The 20,047-nt window shown below is 49.4% G+C and carries 9 protein-coding genes; 2 read left to right on the forward strand and 7 right to left on the reverse strand.

Features of this window, described 5'->3' with window-relative positions; all coding sequences use genetic code 11:
• Positions 1–151: 151 nt before the first annotated feature.
• The 4 genes from Pla144_RS06520 to Pla144_RS06535 form a co-directional block, all read right to left on the reverse strand.
• A complete protein-coding gene (locus Pla144_RS06520) occupies positions 152–1,075 on the reverse strand; it encodes a class I SAM-dependent methyltransferase (RefSeq protein ID WP_197530435.1) in 924 nt (307 codons plus the stop codon).
• A gap of 169 nt (positions 1,076–1,244) precedes the next feature.
• Positions 1,245–2,306, reverse strand: a complete 1,062-nt coding sequence (locus Pla144_RS06525; RefSeq protein ID WP_197530436.1) for a glycosyltransferase family 4 protein — start codon at positions 2,304–2,306, stop codon at positions 1,245–1,247.
• Positions 2,307–2,417: 111 nt separating this feature from the next.
• Positions 2,418–3,338, reverse strand: a complete 921-nt coding sequence (locus Pla144_RS06530; protein ID WP_146449211.1) for a class I SAM-dependent methyltransferase — start codon at positions 3,336–3,338, stop codon at positions 2,418–2,420.
• Positions 3,339–3,375: 37 nt separating this feature from the next.
• Positions 3,376–4,881, reverse strand: a complete 1,506-nt coding sequence (locus tag Pla144_RS06535) for a lipopolysaccharide biosynthesis protein (RefSeq protein ID WP_146449214.1) — start codon at positions 4,879–4,881, stop codon at positions 3,376–3,378.
• 841 nt (positions 4,882–5,722) lie between these two features.
• Here Pla144_RS06535 and wbaP point away from each other — a divergent pair.
• Positions 5,723–7,198: an undecaprenyl-phosphate galactose phosphotransferase WbaP gene (gene wbaP, locus Pla144_RS06540; protein WP_197530437.1), complete on the forward strand. Its 1,476-nt coding sequence runs from the start codon at positions 5,723–5,725 to the stop codon at positions 7,196–7,198.
• Positions 7,199–7,232: 34 nt separating this feature from the next.
• Here the strand turns inward: wbaP and Pla144_RS25475 are convergent, their stop codons facing one another.
• From Pla144_RS25475 to Pla144_RS06555, 3 genes are all read right to left on the reverse strand, one after another.
• Positions 7,233–7,313, reverse strand: coding sequence for a PEP-CTERM sorting domain-containing protein (locus tag Pla144_RS25475; protein ID WP_391580963.1), 81 nt, complete (start codon positions 7,311–7,313; stop codon positions 7,233–7,235).
• A 319-nt stretch (positions 7,314–7,632) separates the two neighbouring features.
• Entirely contained in the window at positions 7,633–11,046 is a 3,414-nt protein-coding gene (locus tag Pla144_RS06550) for a sulfatase family protein (protein ID WP_197530439.1), read from the reverse strand.
• A 699-nt stretch (positions 11,047–11,745) separates the two neighbouring features.
• Positions 11,746–16,401 carry a G8 domain-containing protein gene (locus Pla144_RS06555; RefSeq protein ID WP_146449225.1) on the reverse strand — a complete coding sequence of 1,552 codons (4,656 nt, stop codon included), beginning with the start codon at positions 16,399–16,401 and terminating at the stop codon, positions 11,746–11,748.
• Between the two features lie 932 nt (positions 16,402–17,333).
• Between Pla144_RS06555 and Pla144_RS06560 the strand changes: the two genes are divergently transcribed.
• Positions 17,334–19,952, forward strand: coding sequence for a sulfatase-like hydrolase/transferase (locus Pla144_RS06560; protein ID WP_146449227.1), 2,619 nt, complete (start codon positions 17,334–17,336; stop codon positions 19,950–19,952).
• Positions 19,953–20,047: the final 95 nt, after the last annotated feature.

Consider the following 20,047-nt stretch of genomic DNA (forward strand, 5'->3'; position numbering starts at 1 on the left):
TCTAGAGGTAATGGAATGCCTGGTCTTGCATCTATGAGATCCAGCCTAGGGGAGGTGAATTTGGCATTAGTGGACACTTCTCGTGCAACACTGTCCTGAAGCGTTTATGTTGAGAATGATCGTCTTTGCATGAGAAATTTGTGATCGTAGCTTATTGTGTTTGAAGATAAATCGAACTTGGAAAATGCCCCTCCGAAGTCTTGATGCCTTGGTTCATCGAGGCTGGTTTATAGATGGGAAAAGCATGGCTCAATGACTCAGGTCGCCCGTGGTGCAGCATGGATAGCGACAACTGGACGCGCCAACGGTTGTTGCCGCTTAAATAGGCGGCAAGCAAAGCTGTCTCGTGCCAGAAAAAGAGCGGCTGCTCAAAAATAATGGGAGAGTAGTCGTATGGGAGCCAGATATCGTGAAAATGTACGAAGACCCCCTGGGGGACTTGCGGCAACATCTCAAGTGTGATGCGAGTGACTTCACCAGCAGGCCCAAGGGTGTGAGTGGAATCAACAAAGAAGAGATCCCCCGTCTGCAACTTAGAAAGTACGCTGATGTCGGTATCTTCAACCGGCTGGGAGATTAGCTCAATCCGATTCTCTCGCGCGGCCCGCACCAGAAAATCGGTCGGAAAGGGGTCAATGCAGATAATTCTTGGAGAAAATCCGGCATCATTGGCAGCCATTTCGCACAACGCCGTTGAGACTCCGCAACCAACCTGCACGATCGTGGCCGGTCGTTTGGTAAAGACGAAGGCATACAAGCAATTAGATTCAATCGGCCCGAAGCCAACCGCTCCATTACGGTCGCAGGCTTCCTTGTGGACGTCTCTTTGCTTTAGCAATTCTTTCGCGCGCTCGGTTGCGATGCTATTGAGGAACTCGGCCTGCCCCTCGAAGTCGTTGGCTCCCAAGACTTCATCAAGACAAAGGGGTTTTCGCCAACTTTGAGTTTTCTTGAGGCGAGATATGAATGGGACTTCCGAATAAAAGTGCCGGGGCAGGATATCCACTCCGAGCGATTGGCCCGCTATGAACCCCTTGGCGAGTAACCGCTTTGCTATGATTTTGAGTTTTTTCATAAACTGCATTCAGCACAAAGAGAGGGAAATCAGGCAGCTATTTGCTAGCCACCAAATTTTTTGTGGAGGTGACGTGATTCTTGAATTTGTAAGCTGATGTCTGATTGCTAATAGCCTGAAGCACTGATCGAATAGGAAATATGTCGTGGGTTCCTAATCTCAGCTTGAGCTAGAGACCAAAGCTTTCGTGCAACCAGGCCAGGAATTCCTTCGTGCGGCTCTTGGAAAATAGTCTCTCGTAATCAATCCCCTCGACCGGCGAATCGTCGCGATCGAGAGTGAGCGAGATTTGATTTGCCAGTGAATCAACATCGCCTTGCTCATAGTAAAATCCGGCCTCTCCAAGTGTATCTGCTGCCTCTCCGATCTTGCAAGTAACAATCGGATGGCGTGTGGCGGCATACATGTAGATTTTCCCAGGACTCCGGGCCCAATCTCGCACGGTATCGGCTAATGGGCAGATAAATGCATGGGCGGCATGTAGATAATTCTTCATCGTTTCGCCTGAGAGAAAACCAGGAAATGAGACCGTCTCTTGAAGGTCGTTCTCCGCAATGAATGCTTGGCCCCCTTCTAATTCGGGACCGGCACCTGCCATGACAATGACGAAATCGTTTCGGACTTGCCTAAGCCGCGCCGCCGCATGCAGGATTTCGTAGAATCCATAGGCGGCAAAGAAGGAACCCAAATAAAGCACCATTTTCTTGCCGTATTGCTCCCGGATGCTTTTGGCTGCCACGGGGTTCCAGCTTTTCAGGTCTTCCTCCGCCGCAAAGGGAGAATACAGCACCTCGGCATTCAAATGGAGCAGGTTTAGTCTCTTCTGCAACCGGCGTTCAATGTAACGGCTTACGGCGAGATGACCATCGAATAGAAATAGTTCGATCCATTCACGCAGGTATTCGAAGCAGCGCTTCAAATAGGAAAACTCTTCAAAAGCTGACATGACTTCTGGATGATCGAGAACCATCAGTGGCCGAGACTTGCCAAATCGCCAAACAAAATTCCTCGCGGAATTGCCACAGACGACGATCACGTCATCATGGCGGCTTTTAATCATCGCGCGCTTTTCGCGATTCTCACTCAGAGTGGTTCCCTGCTCATAGTACAGATACTCGATACCTGGGTAGATTTCGGCGGCCTTTAGATTCTCTTCGTGGTGTTGCAGAATGATCGTTGCCTGGTGGCCTGCTTCCACCAGATATTTCGACATGCTGAAGGCACGTTTCATGTTGGCGTGCTTTTTCAGATTACTGTTAGTTAGGAAGCAGATTTTCATAAAATTCAAGAGAAAGGTCTATGTGGGGGAAGCTTTTGAAGAGGCCGACCGATACTTGCTCGTTCAGCCAGCTTGTTGAAAGACGTATATGAGATGGTCCTTTGCGGAGAAATACGTTGGGCCCCTTCCGCTACGCAGTTTCCTATTCAAGGGACTAATTCCTAATCCTCGACATTTGCAACCTAATGTATAGACCGTATTCTTAATCGTGTCTTTGATCCTACGACTCGTCGGCAGCCGCTTGTGTGGGATGAACTGATATGCCGCACATTTCCAACCCATTTGGCAGGTTATCTGATCAAAGGCGGCCTTACTGTAAAAAGAAACGTGTTCAGGAATTCGAGTGTAATAGTAAAGACTTTCCTGCATCTTCCAAGAAAACGCATGGGCATTCCCTGTGGAGACTAGGAAAATGCCATTCTCCTTTAGATGTTTCTGGATCAACTGGAAGAATGAAACAGGTTCAACAATATGCTCCAGCACGTCGATGGCCATGATCACGTCGAAGGGTTCCGTATTCTTGTCGAGACTCTCTAAACTCGGAGAGAGCACATTGATCCCTCGTTGCCGAGCAATTTCAGCAGCTGCAATAGAGGGCTCGATTCCGTAACGATTCCATTCAGGTCCCAAGTAATCCAAGAGTGCCCCGTTGAAACATCCGACGTCAAGTATTCTACGACTTTTTGTTGCACTCTCAATCAACCGGGCAAATCGATCAAACTGGCGAACTAGCGGATCGGGTTGGTCCTGCCAATGGTCGAAAGAAGACTGAGCATAGCACTTCATCAAAAGTTGTTCGTCAATCGGTGGGTCTTTGAACTCAAAGCCACAGCGAAGACAAGCTTTGAGATGATATTCGGTACCGCTCATATCGACCTCGATCCCTGCTATCTCGGAAGGCTGCGGGTGGACGATAAGTCCCCGATCTGTCAATTCGCTTGCAGAGCAAATCGGACACAAATTGCGGCGAACCTGATTAGTCACAAGAATCTCTTTCTACAGTGTTGGCAGCGATCGACGATCAAGCCGGATGTGACTCGGGCTTGTTTCTTCTTTGTGTAAGAGCGCGAAATGTCTCTCGAATGGCTTGGGGCGAAAGTGACGGATAGGACCAGAAGCCAAGGTTTCGCTTGACGAGAAAGGTCACATAGAGATTATAGATTCCATATACGATTGTGGCAGCCAAAGCGGCGCCAACGATGTCCCATTTATCTATCATGGGGACGATTAAGAGGAAATGTACCACGAATGCCAGCAAAGAGATTCTCATTAACAGGCTTTGATAGCCTCCCATGACCATGGCTACGCTATTGCAGCCAGTGATCACTGAGATAGCAGTTCCGACAGCTACTATTTGCAGTGCTAAAGCAGCGCCAACAAAATCATCTCCAAAAGTCAGGTGAATGACGGTTTTGGGAAAAACAACCAGCACCAACGTTGCCAACAAAGTAGGAATCGCTACCAGAGTGGCAACGCCTCGCATGATCCTCTCAAGTTGCTTGATACGATTGGATGCCAAGAGCTCAGCGATGAAGGGCCCCAACGTCGCTACGACCAATAGTTGTGCCACCTGCACCAAGCTCACCAGACGTAGAACGGCATAATAGTCGGCAGTGCTACGCGCGGTGGCCAGCCATCCCAATACCAGCACCTGGATATAAACAATATTCATAGAAGTCATCTGCACGAGGAAATTCGGCCAACTTTCTTGGAGAATCCATCGCACCGAGTAGTTCGTACGTTGCGGCAAATGGGTCGTCGTTGGCATATCCGTTGCCGTACGACACCGCTCCTGATTATTGTTGAGTGCACGCTCGATCAACCACCAAGCGATGATTAGAGCCGTTGCGTTGAGCAAGACTTGCAGCACCAAGGCAAAACCTAGGCTGAGATAGCCTGCCTGGTAAGCCAGCAGAGAAATTACTAGAAAGAGGCTGTTAGCAACAACACCGCCCTGCCGCGCACCTATCAAGACGGCCGAGCGAAAATCATCCAGGGCCTGGAGTACCCCCGCGGCGATCTGACAAGCAGCCGAGCAACATGCCCAAATGCCAACCAGAAGGGACAACTCTCTCACGGCACGCCACTTCGGTTCATCCCCTACTGCGTATGAGCTCATAATTGCTATTGCTAACGCTATTGCCGAAGTAATTGTGATCGCAGCAAAGCATTTGCGAACTACAGTTCGTGAATCTTCAGTATTGCCATTCTTAAGATTATCCTTAATCGCGCGTATGACAATTTGGGGAGTACCGAATAAAACCCCCGTTGCCAACAAAACCACGAAAGCGGACACGGCGAAATAAGCGGCACAATCACTTACTGAGAGCGTGCGTCCCATACAAATCTCAGTTGCAAACAGCGCACCTACCGAACATATCCTTCCCAATGTCGACCAAAATGCACCAGATAGCAGTCGAGAGCGGAGGGTTCTTGAGGAGCCCGCCTCACTATGCGTTGTGGACATAGCTACGCTGTCCACTACGTCGGAAGGTTGCTTGTTGATTAACGGGGCTTCGGTTGACATCGGGGGTGTTCAACTCTGGAGAGCAACAATTGCTTGCAAAATAAGTGTTAGTTCTCGTATCCGGATAGAAGTCAGAAAAACACATTGCGGCCAGTTGGTGAACCGTACTGTGATATAACCGTACCATGATATAGAGGAGTTTGTTCTCGCATTTCTCATGCCGAATTGCTCGACTGACACAACCGCACCAACACGCCAATCTACCTTAATTGGGAATAGGGCTGTTGCAGCTAAAGTTACAACTAGTTTCTTAAGTTCTAATTGATGGAAATGCTGTTTTTCCTTATCGCACTGGGTGGTGAATTATCAACACTCTGAAGTTCCTGGATACAGAGCATCTTTAATAATTGCTAGCGTTAATCCCACTCTAGAAGATGTTTTTTTGCATCGTTTCTTGCCCGGGACCTGGGCCCATTGGGGGGGGAGTCCCGAATTAATCGGGAAGTTGTTTGACAGAATAATTGCGTAAGCATAGTATGAAGTTGCATGAACAGTACGGCAAAAACACAGGGACAGAAGCTCTTTTTGGCACGATTCTTGCTTCGTTCGTCGGTTTAATAGTCCAGCAGCGGAATTCGGAGCCTCCTTTTTGGCGAAATTCGTTCTCTTCGTTGACGAAGAGCTTGGAGTCCCTTGGCTATGATATTGCTCCTTGATTGACTTGTACGGTGGAGATGAAGTGCAAAAGATGGATGAATCATTGACAGCAGGAATGAGTGTTGGTTTCAAAGATCGCGAGAATAGTCTCAATTCTACTTCGGTATCCGTGTCACCGCAGGACACTTTGACTATAGAGCAAGAATACCCTCAAATACAGGGCACTCACAGAAGTCATGCCTCCATGCCACGCCACCGGGCAAGTATTAAAACGAACGTGCGTTCCCATGTCGCGCGGGCGCATGGTGATGCGTCTTACGTGAGACAACTCCTACTGACAACCTTGCCGCTTGTCGTAGCCGATCTTGCAGTGCTGTTTATCGTACCTATCTTGGTTAGCTTGACCGGCTATAGTTGGCTCAATCCTGATGACCCTACTTCCACGGCGATGACTTGGTTTATTCCCGCTTCCATAGCCTATGTGTTGTTGAATGCCACCCAAGGGCTTTATCCAGGTGTATGCCTAGGCTTAGTCGATGAGATTCGAAGGCTCTTTTTGTCGATTGGCATGGTTACGCTAGTGCTCGCTGCCACATTGAGAATCGGCTCCCCGATTTTTGCTCATCGACTTGTTTTCTTATTAGCAGTTTCTTCTTTAATGATAGTACTGGCACCGATCGTACGGAGTTACGTACGGCGCAAATTGGGCGCTATGAATTGGTGGGGATTTCCCACCTTAGTCTGTGGAAACGATGCGACCGTCTTCGGTGTCCGAGAGTGGATCGAGGCTAATCGCCGACTGGGATTACGCACCGTTGGAGTCATCGCAGATCCAAGTGCAATTGAGATAAACGGTGACGCCCCGTGGTTTATCGGGGAATGGGATGATGCCCGCCATGTGGCTGAGGAACAAGATGTCTATTGGGCTGTTGTCGTTGAAACGGATAGAGACCAACAGAGCGCTAGTTCCCTCGTAGAGAATTATTTAGGCAATATTCCGCATGCATTTGTGGTATCCGATCTCACCGGGATCCCGACCCATTGGAGTCGCCACCAAATGGATGAGGGGTTGGCTGGATTCATGATTGAGCAGCATTTACTTCTACCGATTCCAAAACTAGTGAAGCGTGGCATGGATATCACGATTTGCATGATTTCCTTGATTTTGCTGCTGCCTCTATTCGTCAGCCTTGCGATTGCGATCAAACTTACTTCAAAAGGACCAGTATTTTATGGCCACGAGCGGGTAGGTAAAGGTGACACCCGTTTTAAAGCTTGGAAGTTCCGAACGATGATCAATGGTGCTGAGCAGCTAATAGAGGAGTACCTCCAGAAGCATCCACAATTACGTGAAGAATGGGAACGGGAACATAAACTCAGAAATGATCCACGAGTCACGGGGCTAGGCAAGTTTATGAGGAAGTGGAGCATTGATGAATTACCTCAACTTTGGAATGTGCTTGCCGGAGAAATGAGTATCGTCGGTCCGCGACCGATTGTTCCCAATGAGATTGAGACCTACGGCATTCACTATGAGGCTTTTTGCACCGTCTTGCCAGGGATCACAGGTCTGTGGCAGGTCTGCGGGCGAAACGACACCACTTTCGATGAACGCATTCAACTGGGAATGTTTTACATCCACCATTGGTCACTCTGGTTAGACTTTTACTTGATGTTCCGCACTGTTGGAACCGTCTTGTTCACTAAAGGCGCTTACTAGTTCGTTGTTTGGTCTCTGGTGACATTCTTTTTCTTCAGCCGTTCGATTCTTTACGTCGAACAAGTGTGGCTGACAAGGCTGTTGCGATCAAGAATAGGCTAGTCGGTTCGGGCACTGATGTTTGTGCTATTTCGAAAGTGGATTGCAACTTTTCCGAACTTGGGCCAGATGGACTATTAGTGAATAATCGCTGCCAGATCAAGAAGTCATTGCCGTCAACCCACCAGTCTCAGTTCACATCGCCCGCTCCTGCATGCAGACTTTACGAGGTGGACCAGACGTTTAGGCTCCTTATCTGCTATCGAATCTTTGATCAAGTCTGCAAAAGAAATCGACTCGGGCGCGGGAACACACTCGAATCGATCCGGGCAACTTTCGTCTTTACTCTGATCAGCTTTGCGGTGATTGCGGTCTATGACTTTCTGAAGGCCAGGCTATCTGCGTCGCCGAGCAAGCGCGGTCAGTGCTAAACACCCCAGGAGTCCGCCGACGGTCGGCTCGGGAACGACCAGCAAACTGGATGCCAACGTGGCAGTTCCGTAGTTGGCCTTCCACAAGGCAAGGTTTTGCGAACTCAAGGGATTGAAAGAATTCACACGTTGCCACACCAGGAAATCGTGGCCATCCACATCTCCGTCTTCGTCGAAATCTCCCGGCAAGATGTCGCGGATGACGAAGTTGTCAAAATAGGCAGTCCCCGTGCGACTTTGCGAAGCTGCATCAAAAGAGGCGGCCAAGGCGGCCAAGGCGGCGTCTGTGAACGTGTCCGACACCCCATCCACAAAGGCTTGCGTGGTCCCCAGTTGCTGGCCATTCACAAACACCCCGTAGGTGTCGGCCTGAAAATCGAGGCGAATCCGAAAGTGGTTCCACTGGTTGAAGGAAACCGTGGCACCAGTCTCAGCCAGGATCCCAGTCCCCTCGAGTTGATACAAGACGTCGCCAGTTGTGGCATCCACCCCGAGAGCCCCTAAGACTTTGGGCCCATTCGTGTCATCGTAGGTATCTACCCCGAAAAACGGACCAAACCCGCTTGTTGCCCCCGTGCCGAGAACCTTCATATCCCATTCGATAATGATGTGTCCGTTGGCAGGAAAACCCAATCCCCCGACCGGCACCGCCCACCGATCATCGGAGTTAGCACCACGCTGGACTTCGACTCCTCTCGACGAGTCAACACCGACTGTACTGGCAACCATCGCGGTGCTGACGCCATTGCCAGCACTTGTCCAGTTGCGGGGGATCGTGTTAGGGGGGGGCCCGGTCTGAACTACGCTCTGGGCCTGACCCGTCAAGCTACCCTCAAAGTAGTTGGCAAAACCAACCGTGTTGAGGACATCGGATGTGGTGACACTCAATGTCCCATAAGAGAGCAGTTGGGTTGTGTCCCACAGAAGATTGTTGGGAAGAACTGGAAGATTATAACTAGTAAATTGATTGCCGAGCTGCTCTGAGTCGAACAGCCAAAAGTTATCTCCGACGGTGGGGACAAAACCGTCCGTCAAGGCTACATCCAGAACACCTCCAAGAGTCAGAAGTCCATCTACCTTCAAATGATCGTAATCGCTTCCAAAGATTGTTCCCCCGATACTAAAGCTTAGATGACCAGCGTTCTGCGTATAGTCGCCAGTCACGTGAACGATTCCACTTTCGGGATGTAGGGCAAAGTTACCACCGTCATTAATGAGGCTGCCGATTACGCTCTTGGCTTCCAGTATTCCACCTGTAAAAGTAATGTTTCCTGAATTGATGATTGCCTCGAACGATGCCTGGCCCCCGGTGAGCTTGAAGAACGAGCCCAGTCCTATGGCCAAATCTTGAGCATTATCTATCTGCCCGTCAGGTCCTCCAACTTCTAGTGATCCTCCAAGAATACTTATGTCGCCAGTAAAAGTATTGTGCCCGGTAAGCCGCACTTTGCTTGTGCCATCTTTGATAAGAGAACGTTGGCGATGAAATTGGCTAATATCGCCGCTGATTTCAAAATCAACATTACCATTTCCGGTGAGCGTCAGGTCGTCATACAGCACAATATCCATATCAATCTTGAAGAGGTAGTTGCCTGTTGGACTATTGTCGGCTGCGTGTAGCCCTAATTGAGCAGGTCTCCCCGTCCGGCTATTTGCAAACATGACTGGTCTACCGTCGAGAGTAGCTTTGCGATTCTGGGTGCCATGGAAGGAACCTTCTAATCGCATCTCATTGAGGAGGAATTCAGCAAATCCAGGCAAATCAGGAACACCGCTATCCAACAGCGGATACGCGACGCCCACTGCCCGATTGATAACATTTCTTGATACGTAATCAGCATTATTATTGGTTTGAAACACCAATACGGTATTTGATGTCGAATCGTCCTTTCTCAAAGTAGTAGGAATCCCCGTATCTCCATTGATCCAACCACTTGAACTACGCCAACCAGAGATGGGAAAAAGATCATTGCGAAATAGAAAAGTATCTGTGTGATTCACATAAACGTCAGTGCTGTTAAGGGCCTTTTCCGTGTGAACTTCCCAATCAACAAATTCACGAACCAATTCCGAAACCTTTTCAGGATACTGGTCTTTTACGTCAACAGTTTCGCCAGAACCATCTGGGTTCAATTGATATAAGTGCCATGTATCCAACGCATGCGCTTTGACCAACTTCCATTGATCGTCCTGAATTGCAGAGAAATTCACGCGATTGTGTTGATACAGATACTGGTGGGGAGTTCCAGTATTCGTTCCATTGAGATAGGGCAACAGGTCCACACCGTCCAGATTTGAAGGCAGAGTTCCACCGCCAGCATTCACAAAGGTGGGAAAGAAATCTAGAGTACTAACAGGTTTATCGTAAATGCCTGGCGCCAGACCTGGGGCACGCACAAGCACAGGCACTCGAATCCCTCCTTCGGAGGCACTTCCTTTAAAGCCGGCGAGCGGACCATTGTCATAGAAACCATTGACTTCCCCACCATTATCGTTAGTAAAGATTACGATAGTATTGTTGGCGATTGAATCAGAAGTGTTGCCATCACCATTAGGGTCATCCAGTCGATCCAAAATTAGCCCAATCGCTCGGTCCATTCCATAGGTGTACGAGGCGACCGTTTTCCGCTCACCGGTGAGTGAAGTGCCATTGAACTGAGCTAAATCGCTTGCTTTGCCTTGAGACAATGGGCCATGGGGTGCATTTAATGCTGTGTAGAGAAAAAATGGATTCGCGTCCGCCGCATGATCCGCAATGTATTTGGTTGCTTCATCGGCAAAGGCATCCGTCAGATGACGACCTGGGGAAGACTGCGGGATATTATTGAAGGAAGGTTCCGATCCCCAGTTGACCAAATTCTCTTGGCGTCGAATGACATTGGTCCCGATTTGATTATAGTAGTTGCTGCCCGCTTCCCACATGCCAAAAAAATAATCGACCCCCTGGTTTTGCGGTTGCCAGGCTACATCCGACTGTCCAATATGCCACTTCCCGATCACGCCCGTCGAGTAGCCTTGGGATTTCATCTGCTCAAAAATTAAGTTTTCGTTTGCCGGTACTCCTTCATTTGGGAAATCGGTGGCAAGGGCGTTGTAGTGAAATCCAAACCGCTGCTGATAAATGCCTGTCAACATACCTGCTCGACTGTTTGCGCAGATCGAAGAAGTCACGTACCCTTTGGGAGCAAAGACACTCTCGGAAGCAAGCCGGTCGAGATTTGGCGTCTTAAACTCGGTTGTGCGACCCAAGTAGTTACTGGCAAAACCAAAATCAGCGTAGCCAGCATCATCGGAGAAGATGAGGACAATGTTTGGCTGTGCAGCAGTTGTTACATCGAACTCAGAAAAATACAAACTCAACCAGCTAAGCAATGTCAAAAAGAAAAAACTCTTTCTGGGAATAGCCTCCCAACTGAGCATAGTGTTAGACATAGTTGGGCTAAAGCACGGAAAAAGAGAGTGGGGGGTCCTGAATAAGCGACTTAATTGGGGGTGAAGACCCCGCTAAGTGTATCATACAAGGGCTTGCAAGCTTGTCAAATGGTTTATAGAGCTAGTGCTTTGGCAACTCTTAAATCTAGGGTGCGAGGTGTCATTACTCTTTTGCAATTAAAAGTTTGCGACATCTCGCACCCTAAATCTTAGCAATGACAAAGGACTAGGCTCTTGGGGAGCCTCTAGTCCAACGTCACTGTATGCTGATTACGCTGACTCCCAATGACTTCAGCGAATTCAGTGAAGTATTTCCAACCAGGAGAGAGAAGTTCGTGAATTTGTCTGCTGTACTACCGATGCGTGGCGTAAGACCAAGAAATTAACATTGCGTTTCTCAGGGACATGTTGCTACTCAACTCCTGTGGCCCGACGGTGCTAAACAATTTGGTTAGACCAGAATGTAGCGAGATAGTCCTGCCAAGAAGACAATGCTCACTGTCGTTTTCTTGAATCGCGCTGCATCCCAGTCCAAATCCCAACCCCCTATCTGATCATCTGGGGGACAATGCGATTTCACGGGCGAGACAAGCTTGAGTAAGCTCCATTAGAAATTTCAGAAATATCTTACTTTCTAATGCTGACTTACGGCTGATACACCAACCCATAGATGCGTGGCACAATGACAGAATCCGCCGGAGCAATTGCCCCGCCATAGGCCACACCAAACTGTTGCCACAGTTGCTGATTCGTGAGATCAAGCCATTCATCACGAACGTAGCCATAAGAAATCGAGGAAGGAAACGGAATCGCATTTGAGATTTGTAAATAAGAATATAGCTCGGCACTGGGGAGTTGTTGCGTATTGACATATACTGTCGAATGACTAACCAAATCTTCCTCATACTGGTAAGGAAATCTCGATTCATTCGAGAGATAGTAGTCATATTGAGTGCGACCTCCAAGTTGCGCGGTTGTGAGTGACGCGAACACAGGATTGCCTAGGATCTCTACGGTTCGATACGGAGAAGCCTTCTCCAAGATATCGAGTGCAACTCTCGCCTTAAAAAATCCATTTTGGATCGTTATTTTCCCTCTTCCATCAACTTGAATGCCCACGTCGAAATTTTCGATGTGAACATTATCATAGGTAATGTCGTGAGAATGGACATTCGATAAAATCGCAGGACTGTCGGGAATATTCATGCCGAGTAGTACGACATCATTGACATCAATCCGCCCAGTATACTCGAGAAACACCCCGGGATTTGCAACATTCCAGGCGGTGAAATCTTCGATGTTTGACTTTCGGTCAGTCATATTGCGGTTGATATACCAAGTTTCCACCCCGCCCCGCGAAGCAAAGGCCACGTTCCCTTCGAACCGTTTCAAGGGAAGGGCACTAACCGCAACCCTGGACTGGCCCCCAGCCAAGTTCGGATCTTCCAGATCGGCAGCGGAGAAAAGAACCTGAGAAGAGTTGGAGAAGATTACATAGGCGTCGCTGCTGGCTCCCGCAACGATATTGTCGACTACCTCCACCAAGGGTCCTTGGAGCCAAAAACCGTTCCCGGCATGGCCGAAGTCATGGATGTCCATCCGACTCCGCGCTGCTTCATTAGAACCTGCCGAAGCAATCGACAGATTTCGTATAAAATGACCAATTTCATTGCCATCTTCGGTTGCGAAGCTCGCGCCCCTCACCTGATAAGCTACATTGTCGTCCATGAGGACGTAGCTCTGGTGGTTCACAAATCCCCAACCTGGGCTGCCATCCACCACACTGCCACGCACGATCGCGGGATCGGAAGCCGCGTCGACCCCTGTGCGATGGAAATGAATCGCATAACGACCGCGTGCATTGATCAACGTTCCTGGTTGCGTGCCACCATTAATAGGCGTGCCGATTGGAATGAGTTTATTGGTGCGACCAAATCCATAGACACCGATGTTGACCAATTCGATGTCAGGATTATGGACAAACATGATATGGGGACGAACAGTAAAATCAGCATCGGGATCACTGCTAGCCAAAGTGATATTGCGCGACCTATTGGCGACGTAAACAGATAAGTCGTGGCCCGCCGGAGTATGGTGATCGTAGTCAAGCGGAGCAACAGTCACCTGGGAGCCGTTTATTGCCAGAATGGTTCGCTCTTCCGTACCAAAATCATCTGTGTAGGGATTGGTCCCTGTGAGCACTAATTGGTCTCCCACTCTCCAGTGAGTGGGCACACTCTCCAGTCGCAAGATGGAATCCCCCTTGGAAGGATCGTTCACCAACCCAACATAAGGGGTCACTTCTTCGCCATACATTCTGACGGTTCCACGACTGACAATGCCACGACTTAGCAGGCGAGGGTCCCAGGTCATATCAATCGGCGTCTCTGTCGGGAATACGATTCTAGCAGTAACTCCCGACTGGATCGGCTGGGCCTGGGTGCCGATAAGCAAAGTGCCAGACGTGTCAACTACAATCGTGTCCACCCAGAGCAGCGTATTCTGGTTGTGTGCAAATCGCAGGGTTCCATCGATTCGCAACGTGGCGAGCGAGCTATTCATCGTGGCATCAAAATAAACGTCCGTGCCCGAGGCAACGACGACCTTCGCACCGGCACTAGGCACCTGACCATTGAGCCAAGTAGCAGGATTAGACCATCTCCCGCTGGCCACTGAGAAATGCGTGGCTGAACTATCGGGCACGAGAGAAAGAATCCCCATCCATTCCATCATCGTACGTGGGTCACTAGCCAGTCCGTCAGCAGCCTTCGCATACTCGCTTACTGGCACATAATTCTCTATGCCTCCCAAGTTAATCGGAATGCCCACAAATTCGGCGTAGATATCCAGTGGCATACTGAGGATTTGCTCGCGGGAAAGCGTTTCTTTCACTTCCGGATCAAGCAAAGTTACGTGCAAGGGATTGCTAACAGCTGCAAATTGCGCAGATGTGACTAGTTTCAACTGCGTGATCGACAGGTGGACAAAGTCGATCGATTTAAGAGACTGAATTTGTGACACCGTCAAGAACTGTATTTGCCCTGGATTCAACAGATCAATATTTACTTTAGCTACATCTAGTGCTCGTACTTGAGGTATCGTGAGTGCAGCCCTTGCAGATGGAGACAACGCTGCGAAATTCTGACGTGATGGAATCGAGGCCACTTGTTGCAGAGTCAGCAGTGGAATCTGAGAAGGATCCAGGTACAAGAAATCCCAGTATTTGAGTGATTGAATTTGACTCACCGTGAGCCACTCTAATTGAGTCGTTGAAAGTCGTCGAATGACCTCGGTTGCAATAATCAAAGATTGCACTTGGGTTTGCGATAGCTCGGTTACCTGTTGGTCCGTCAGTAGGCCCGTACTCAACAAGTCTACTCGCAGTGATCTAACTTGGTTGTAAATCAACGACGCTCGCTGGGCAGGACTCCACTGAGAAAAGGCACCGTGAGAGTCAATCTGAGCTAGCTGATTGCTTGTCAGGATAAGTATTTGAAAAGCTTGCAAAAAAGGCAACTGGCTAATATTTAGCGACTGGATCTGCGATGCGGTTAACCAACCAATTTGGGTCGAGTTCAACAAACCGATGCCGATAAGATCAACCCGCAAAGCCCGAACCTGCGGTGAAGTCAAAGCATCTCGTGCCGCCGAGGACCAGCTCTTCAGGATCTCCACACTGGGAATTGAAGCAATTTGTGCCGTTGAGACCTGAGGTATCTGAGCGGGATAGAGATAAGAAAGGTCCCAGTACTTGAGAGATTGTATCTGTCCTGAAGTCAGCCAACCCAGTTGCGTGGGAGAAAGTCGTCGAATTACTTCCGTGCCCATATTTAACGACTGTACCTGCGGTTGGGTCAACCAAGTAACCTGCTGATCAGTCAAGAGACTCGTGCCTAATAGATTGACCGGCAAGGAACGTACCTGGGCAAGATTCAACGCTGCCCGCAGCGCAGGACTCCATTGAGAGAACGTGCCGTGAGAATCGATTTGAGATATCTGACTGGTGGTGAGCCACTGGATCTGCGCTGGTTGCAAAAGTGGAAGCTGAGGTATCTTCAACGACTGAAGTTGGGCTGCTGACAACCACACGATTTGAGTCGAGTTCAACAAACCGATGCCGATAAGATCGACCCGCAAAGCCCGAACCTGCGGTGAAGTCAAAGCATCTCGTGCCGCCGAGGACCAGCTCTTCAGGATCTCCACACTGGGAATAGAAGCAATTTGTGCCGTTGATACTTGTGGAATCTGGGAAGGATAGAGATAAGAAAGGTCCCAATACTTGAGCGTCTGTATCTGTCCTGTAGTCAGCCAACCCAGTTGCGTTGGAGCTAGACGTCGAATCACTTCCGTCGACATATTCAACGACTGTACCTGCGGTTGGGTCAACCAAGTAACCTGCTGATCGGTCAAGAGACTCGTACCTAATAGATCGACTCGCAAGGAACGTACCTGTGCGAGATTTAAAGCTGCTCGCAGCGCAGGACTCCATTGAGAGAAGGTTCCATGTGAATCGATCTGAGAGAACTGACTGGTAGTGAGCCACTGGATCTGCCCTGGTTGCAAAAAAGGTAGTTGGGCTGTATTCAGCGACTGTATCTGCGATGCGGTCAACCAACCGATTTGACTCGAGTTCAATAAATTGATCCCAATCAAATCTACTCTCAGGGACCGGACCTGCTGCACAGTCAGAGCGCCTCTCACCGCCGAGGACCAACTTTTAAGAATCTCCACACTGGGAATTGAAGCAATTTGTGCCGTTGAGACCTGAGGTATCTGAGCGGGATAGATATATGAGAGATCCCAATATTTGAGCGACTGTATTTGTCCTGTCGTCAGCCAACCCAGTTGCGTGGGGGAAAGAAGTCGAATTACTTCCGTGCTTATATTTAACGACTGCACCTGCGGTTGAGTCAACCAGGTAACCTGTTGGTTTGTCAGGAGCCCCGTACTCAACCGATCCACTGGCAAAGCGCGAACCTGGTTAATGGTCAATGCCGCGCGAGATTCTGCAGACCACACATAAAAGGAACCATGATTCGGGATCGTGGCCAACTGTTCTGGCAGCAGATAGATCACCTGCTCGGGGGTCAATTGCGCAAACCGCTCAAACGTGAGCGAGTGGACCCAGTCCTCGATGGGAGTTGTGATCGTACTCACAACGGCTGCTATTGCTGGGGTAGGTTCGTCTACGGTCAGATACGTTGTCGAGAGAACAACGCGCTCTTCCAGGCTTTCAAACCTCAATCCTTTATTTCGAGACTTGTTGGAACTACGATGCTTGCCAAATGGAAAAATGCTCATAAGGATTCGTCCCAATTAATCGTTTAAGGAAGCAAATCAGCGTGAACACTCGGTCTTACTGCCAACCCACTGCTGGGTTCGTAACCGAGCTTAAAAACCTTCATCGCACGAAAAGACCACTAGTTCCACTTTTGAACATGCGCCCGTGGAAATACCTGTAAAACTAGTTGGCGACTAGCACAGCGAGTCGACTGCACGCACTAGAGAAGCAGCGTTGCAGATATCCTTCGTCTCGAAGCCAGTTAACTAAAAGAAGCCTCTTAACCTCTTGCCTTAAGTGAAAGAAAGTCCATTCCTTCTAACTTAGCCGATCCATTAAAATCTGCTCTATCCCCTTAATGTGAAAGGCAAGCGTATCTTGACAGGTTCAGGGGTTTTGGGAAAGGGGGATTGGGGTCCTCTGCAGGCACTATGCTAGTCTAAGCAAACTGGACTATTGACGTAATTCATTGTGCTACAACACTATGCGATGCAAAGCCATGCTAGTTGGGTTATTAAATTGTTCAAGATTTTCTTGGCAAAAAGTCTCCACGATGGCCGAAGCTTCGCCTACCCCCCCACAAGTGTGGATCAGGACTGTCTCCCCCCTGACTATTCAGCCTTAGCAGTACTGATAATTCCACTCGAATGCCAACTTTCAGTTTGCTGCGAGATGGGTGGAAGGTCCGGGCGGTTCATTAAGATGTCCGGAAACCAAAGCTCCCTCGAACCTGCCTTAACCTCCTGGAAGCCTTCCAGTAATGTTCGATAGAGGCCCATCAATCCAGTCAATCCCTGAGCCCCTGAGCCCTGAGAGGAGCGGTAAAACATGGCAACAATTACGAATTAGTTGCTTGGACGTAGCTTTCGTCTAAAATAGAAATCCATAGCGAGGACGCAGCGTTCTCCTTCTCTGCCCCCTTAATGTACGGATTTTTTGCTTGGAAACCTCAATGTATCTAAATCAACCGGGTGGGGTCACAATCTCAAATTGCGTTGCCTTGGCTTTAGGGGTCTCTCTAAGCATTAGTTGTCATTTGCCAGTGCATGCTGAATCCGCAGCACTTCGGCCAAATATAGTCTTCATTATGGCAGATGATCTGGGTATCGGTGATCTTGGATACACTAACCAGATTGCCCGTGCCGCGGCGAACCTGCCTGCGATCAGCACCCCCAATATTGATAAGCTTGCCAGCGACGGGGTCAACTTCACAAGAATGTATTCAGGGGCTCCGATTTGCTCGCCCTCTCGAGCATCGCTCTTAACCGGCTTCGAAATCAATCATGTAATCAAAGAACATACCGACAAGTTCAATGGGTTTCGAAGCGGTCAAGACGATGACAAGACTTGGGGCCAAATGCTTCAAGACGCGGGTTACAAAACTGGAATGTGGGGCAAGTGGCATTTGGGAGGTGTCAATTCCTCAGGGGCTCCAAATGACCAAGGGATATTTGATTTCACTCAAATTCCAACCCAACAAGGATTCGAAACTGCTTTTGGGTCAATGCATGGGGGATATCGGGTCAGCAGGCTCTGGGAAAACGATGGGAACGGTGGTCTTAAATATACGCCAGTCGCTCCCGATCCTTCTTGGCCTGGGCCGGGACCATCCTATCGCTATAGTCAAGATGTCACTTCTGATCACGCGGTAAACTACATTCGCAATCATGCGAACGGGGCAGATCCGTTTGCTATGTACGTTGCATTCGAAGCGGTTCATGATCCATTGGATCGGCTCGGCCCTGGTGAATACGAACCGAATAATTGGCCTGATGTTCAGGAGCGCTATGCCAACATGGTCACCGGACTAGATCGAAACGTGGGAGACCTTATCGCGGCAATTGAGGATCCCAATGGTGACGGAGACAAATCAGACAGTATTGCTGCCAATACGCTGGTTATTTTTACCAGTGACAATGGGGCCTTATGGACGCCTCATGTGTCGGGTTTCAACACTGAGTTTTTCGATAGCAATGGCTCTTATCGCGGCCAGAAATCGAATACGCTCGAGGGCGGTATAATTACACCATTCTTGGTGCGGTGGGACGGCGTCACGACGCCTGGCGCAGTAAACTCCACCCATGTTGGGTCCTTTGCCGATATATTCCCAACCTTCGCTGAACTGGCCGGTCAGGATACTCCGTTTGGTCTTGATGGCAGGTCGATGTTACCCGCCATCCTTGGCCAGCCTGATCCACCACGTACTGACGCAATCGTTTGGACAGACAAAGATAATTTTGCAGGCCTTAACCAAGCAAGTTATGCAATTCAAATGGGAGGGTGGAAATTCATCCATCGTGTCTTAACCAATACCGAAGAACTTTACCACATTGAGGTCGATCCCTACGAAACCACAAACATCTCCTCCAGCCGAATCGATATGGTTACGGCATTCAAAGCTGTTGCTCAGAAGGAAGGGGTCCTAGATGAGCCCTATTTTGCAATCGGAAATACATCCCAAGGACAAAACGTATTCTTTACTCAATACAAATACTGGGTACCAGGGGCAGGAGCCAATCTGTTTGTTGACCCAGCTAACTGGAGCGGTGGAACTCAACTCAACCGTGATACGGACCCCGATGCTTTGTTCTGGAATACAGGCCCCGCCTCGAACTGGCTAGCCAAAGTGGACAATAATCTGGATGGAACTCGCAACACTTGGGTGGGCCAGGATGCAACCGTGCTGGGATTAGAAGTGGTCGGCAGTGCTGGAGGAATGCATTTGACAGTCAATACAGGCATTACGCTCAATGCTTACAACGGTGTCCGGATCGGCGATCGCGGGATGGTGCGACTAGTAAATAGCACGCTCAAGACCGTTGGAGATGTCGAAGTGCGGCCCGGCGGCAAGCTGTCAGGCAGCGGCACGATTACTGGTTGGCAGTCACTCCTTGCCGGCATCCCTGAATTTGCCGGCCAAGGCCTGCTAGAGCCGACTGTGATTAACAGTGGCAGCGTGGAGATTTTCGGCGGCTATGACGCTACCACTCCAGGGCTCTTGTCCATCGAGGGTGATTTCCGTCAACTGCCGTCAGGAACCTTGCAAATTGACCTATTCAACAGCAGTGGCATCGCCGGGATGAGCTATGACTTCCTCAACGTACAGGATAGCGCCATGCTTGCGGGGATATTGGCACCTAAGCTGATGAATGGTTTCATCCCGATTGCTGGACAGCAATTTACAGTTCTTAGTGCTGGCAGCCTGTTAGACAACGGTCTAAACCTGGGTGGTCCAGATGGAATTTGGTTCTCCCAATCAGTCGCCAATGCCAGTGATCTTATCCTCACGTTCGTTAATGCCGATTTCGACAACAGCAACTTTATCGACGGCAACGATTTGGCAATCTGGAAGGCCAATTATGGCACATCCGGACCGATGGGGGACGCAAACCTGGATGGATTGGTGGATGGGCAAGACTTCCTGGCATGGCAGCGGCAATTTGGCAATAGTCTAGCGCTTCTTGCGACTGCTACTGCGGCTGTCGTGCCGGAACCTAGTACTTCACTCTATTGCCTCTCTCTTTTCTGTAGTGGGGTAGCCTTCCTGCGAAGGAGACGGCGTGGCTGCTGAGAGTTCAAGTGGCAACATCGCAGGAAGAATCCTTAACCTTGCTGCCTGCCTGGAATTGAAATGAGTGTGCTATCAACTTTCACGAATGGTCGTAT

The organism is Bythopirellula polymerisocia (assembly GCF_007860015.1).
GTDB classification, from domain to species: domain Bacteria; phylum Planctomycetota; class Planctomycetia; order Pirellulales; family Lacipirellulaceae; genus Bythopirellula; species Bythopirellula polymerisocia.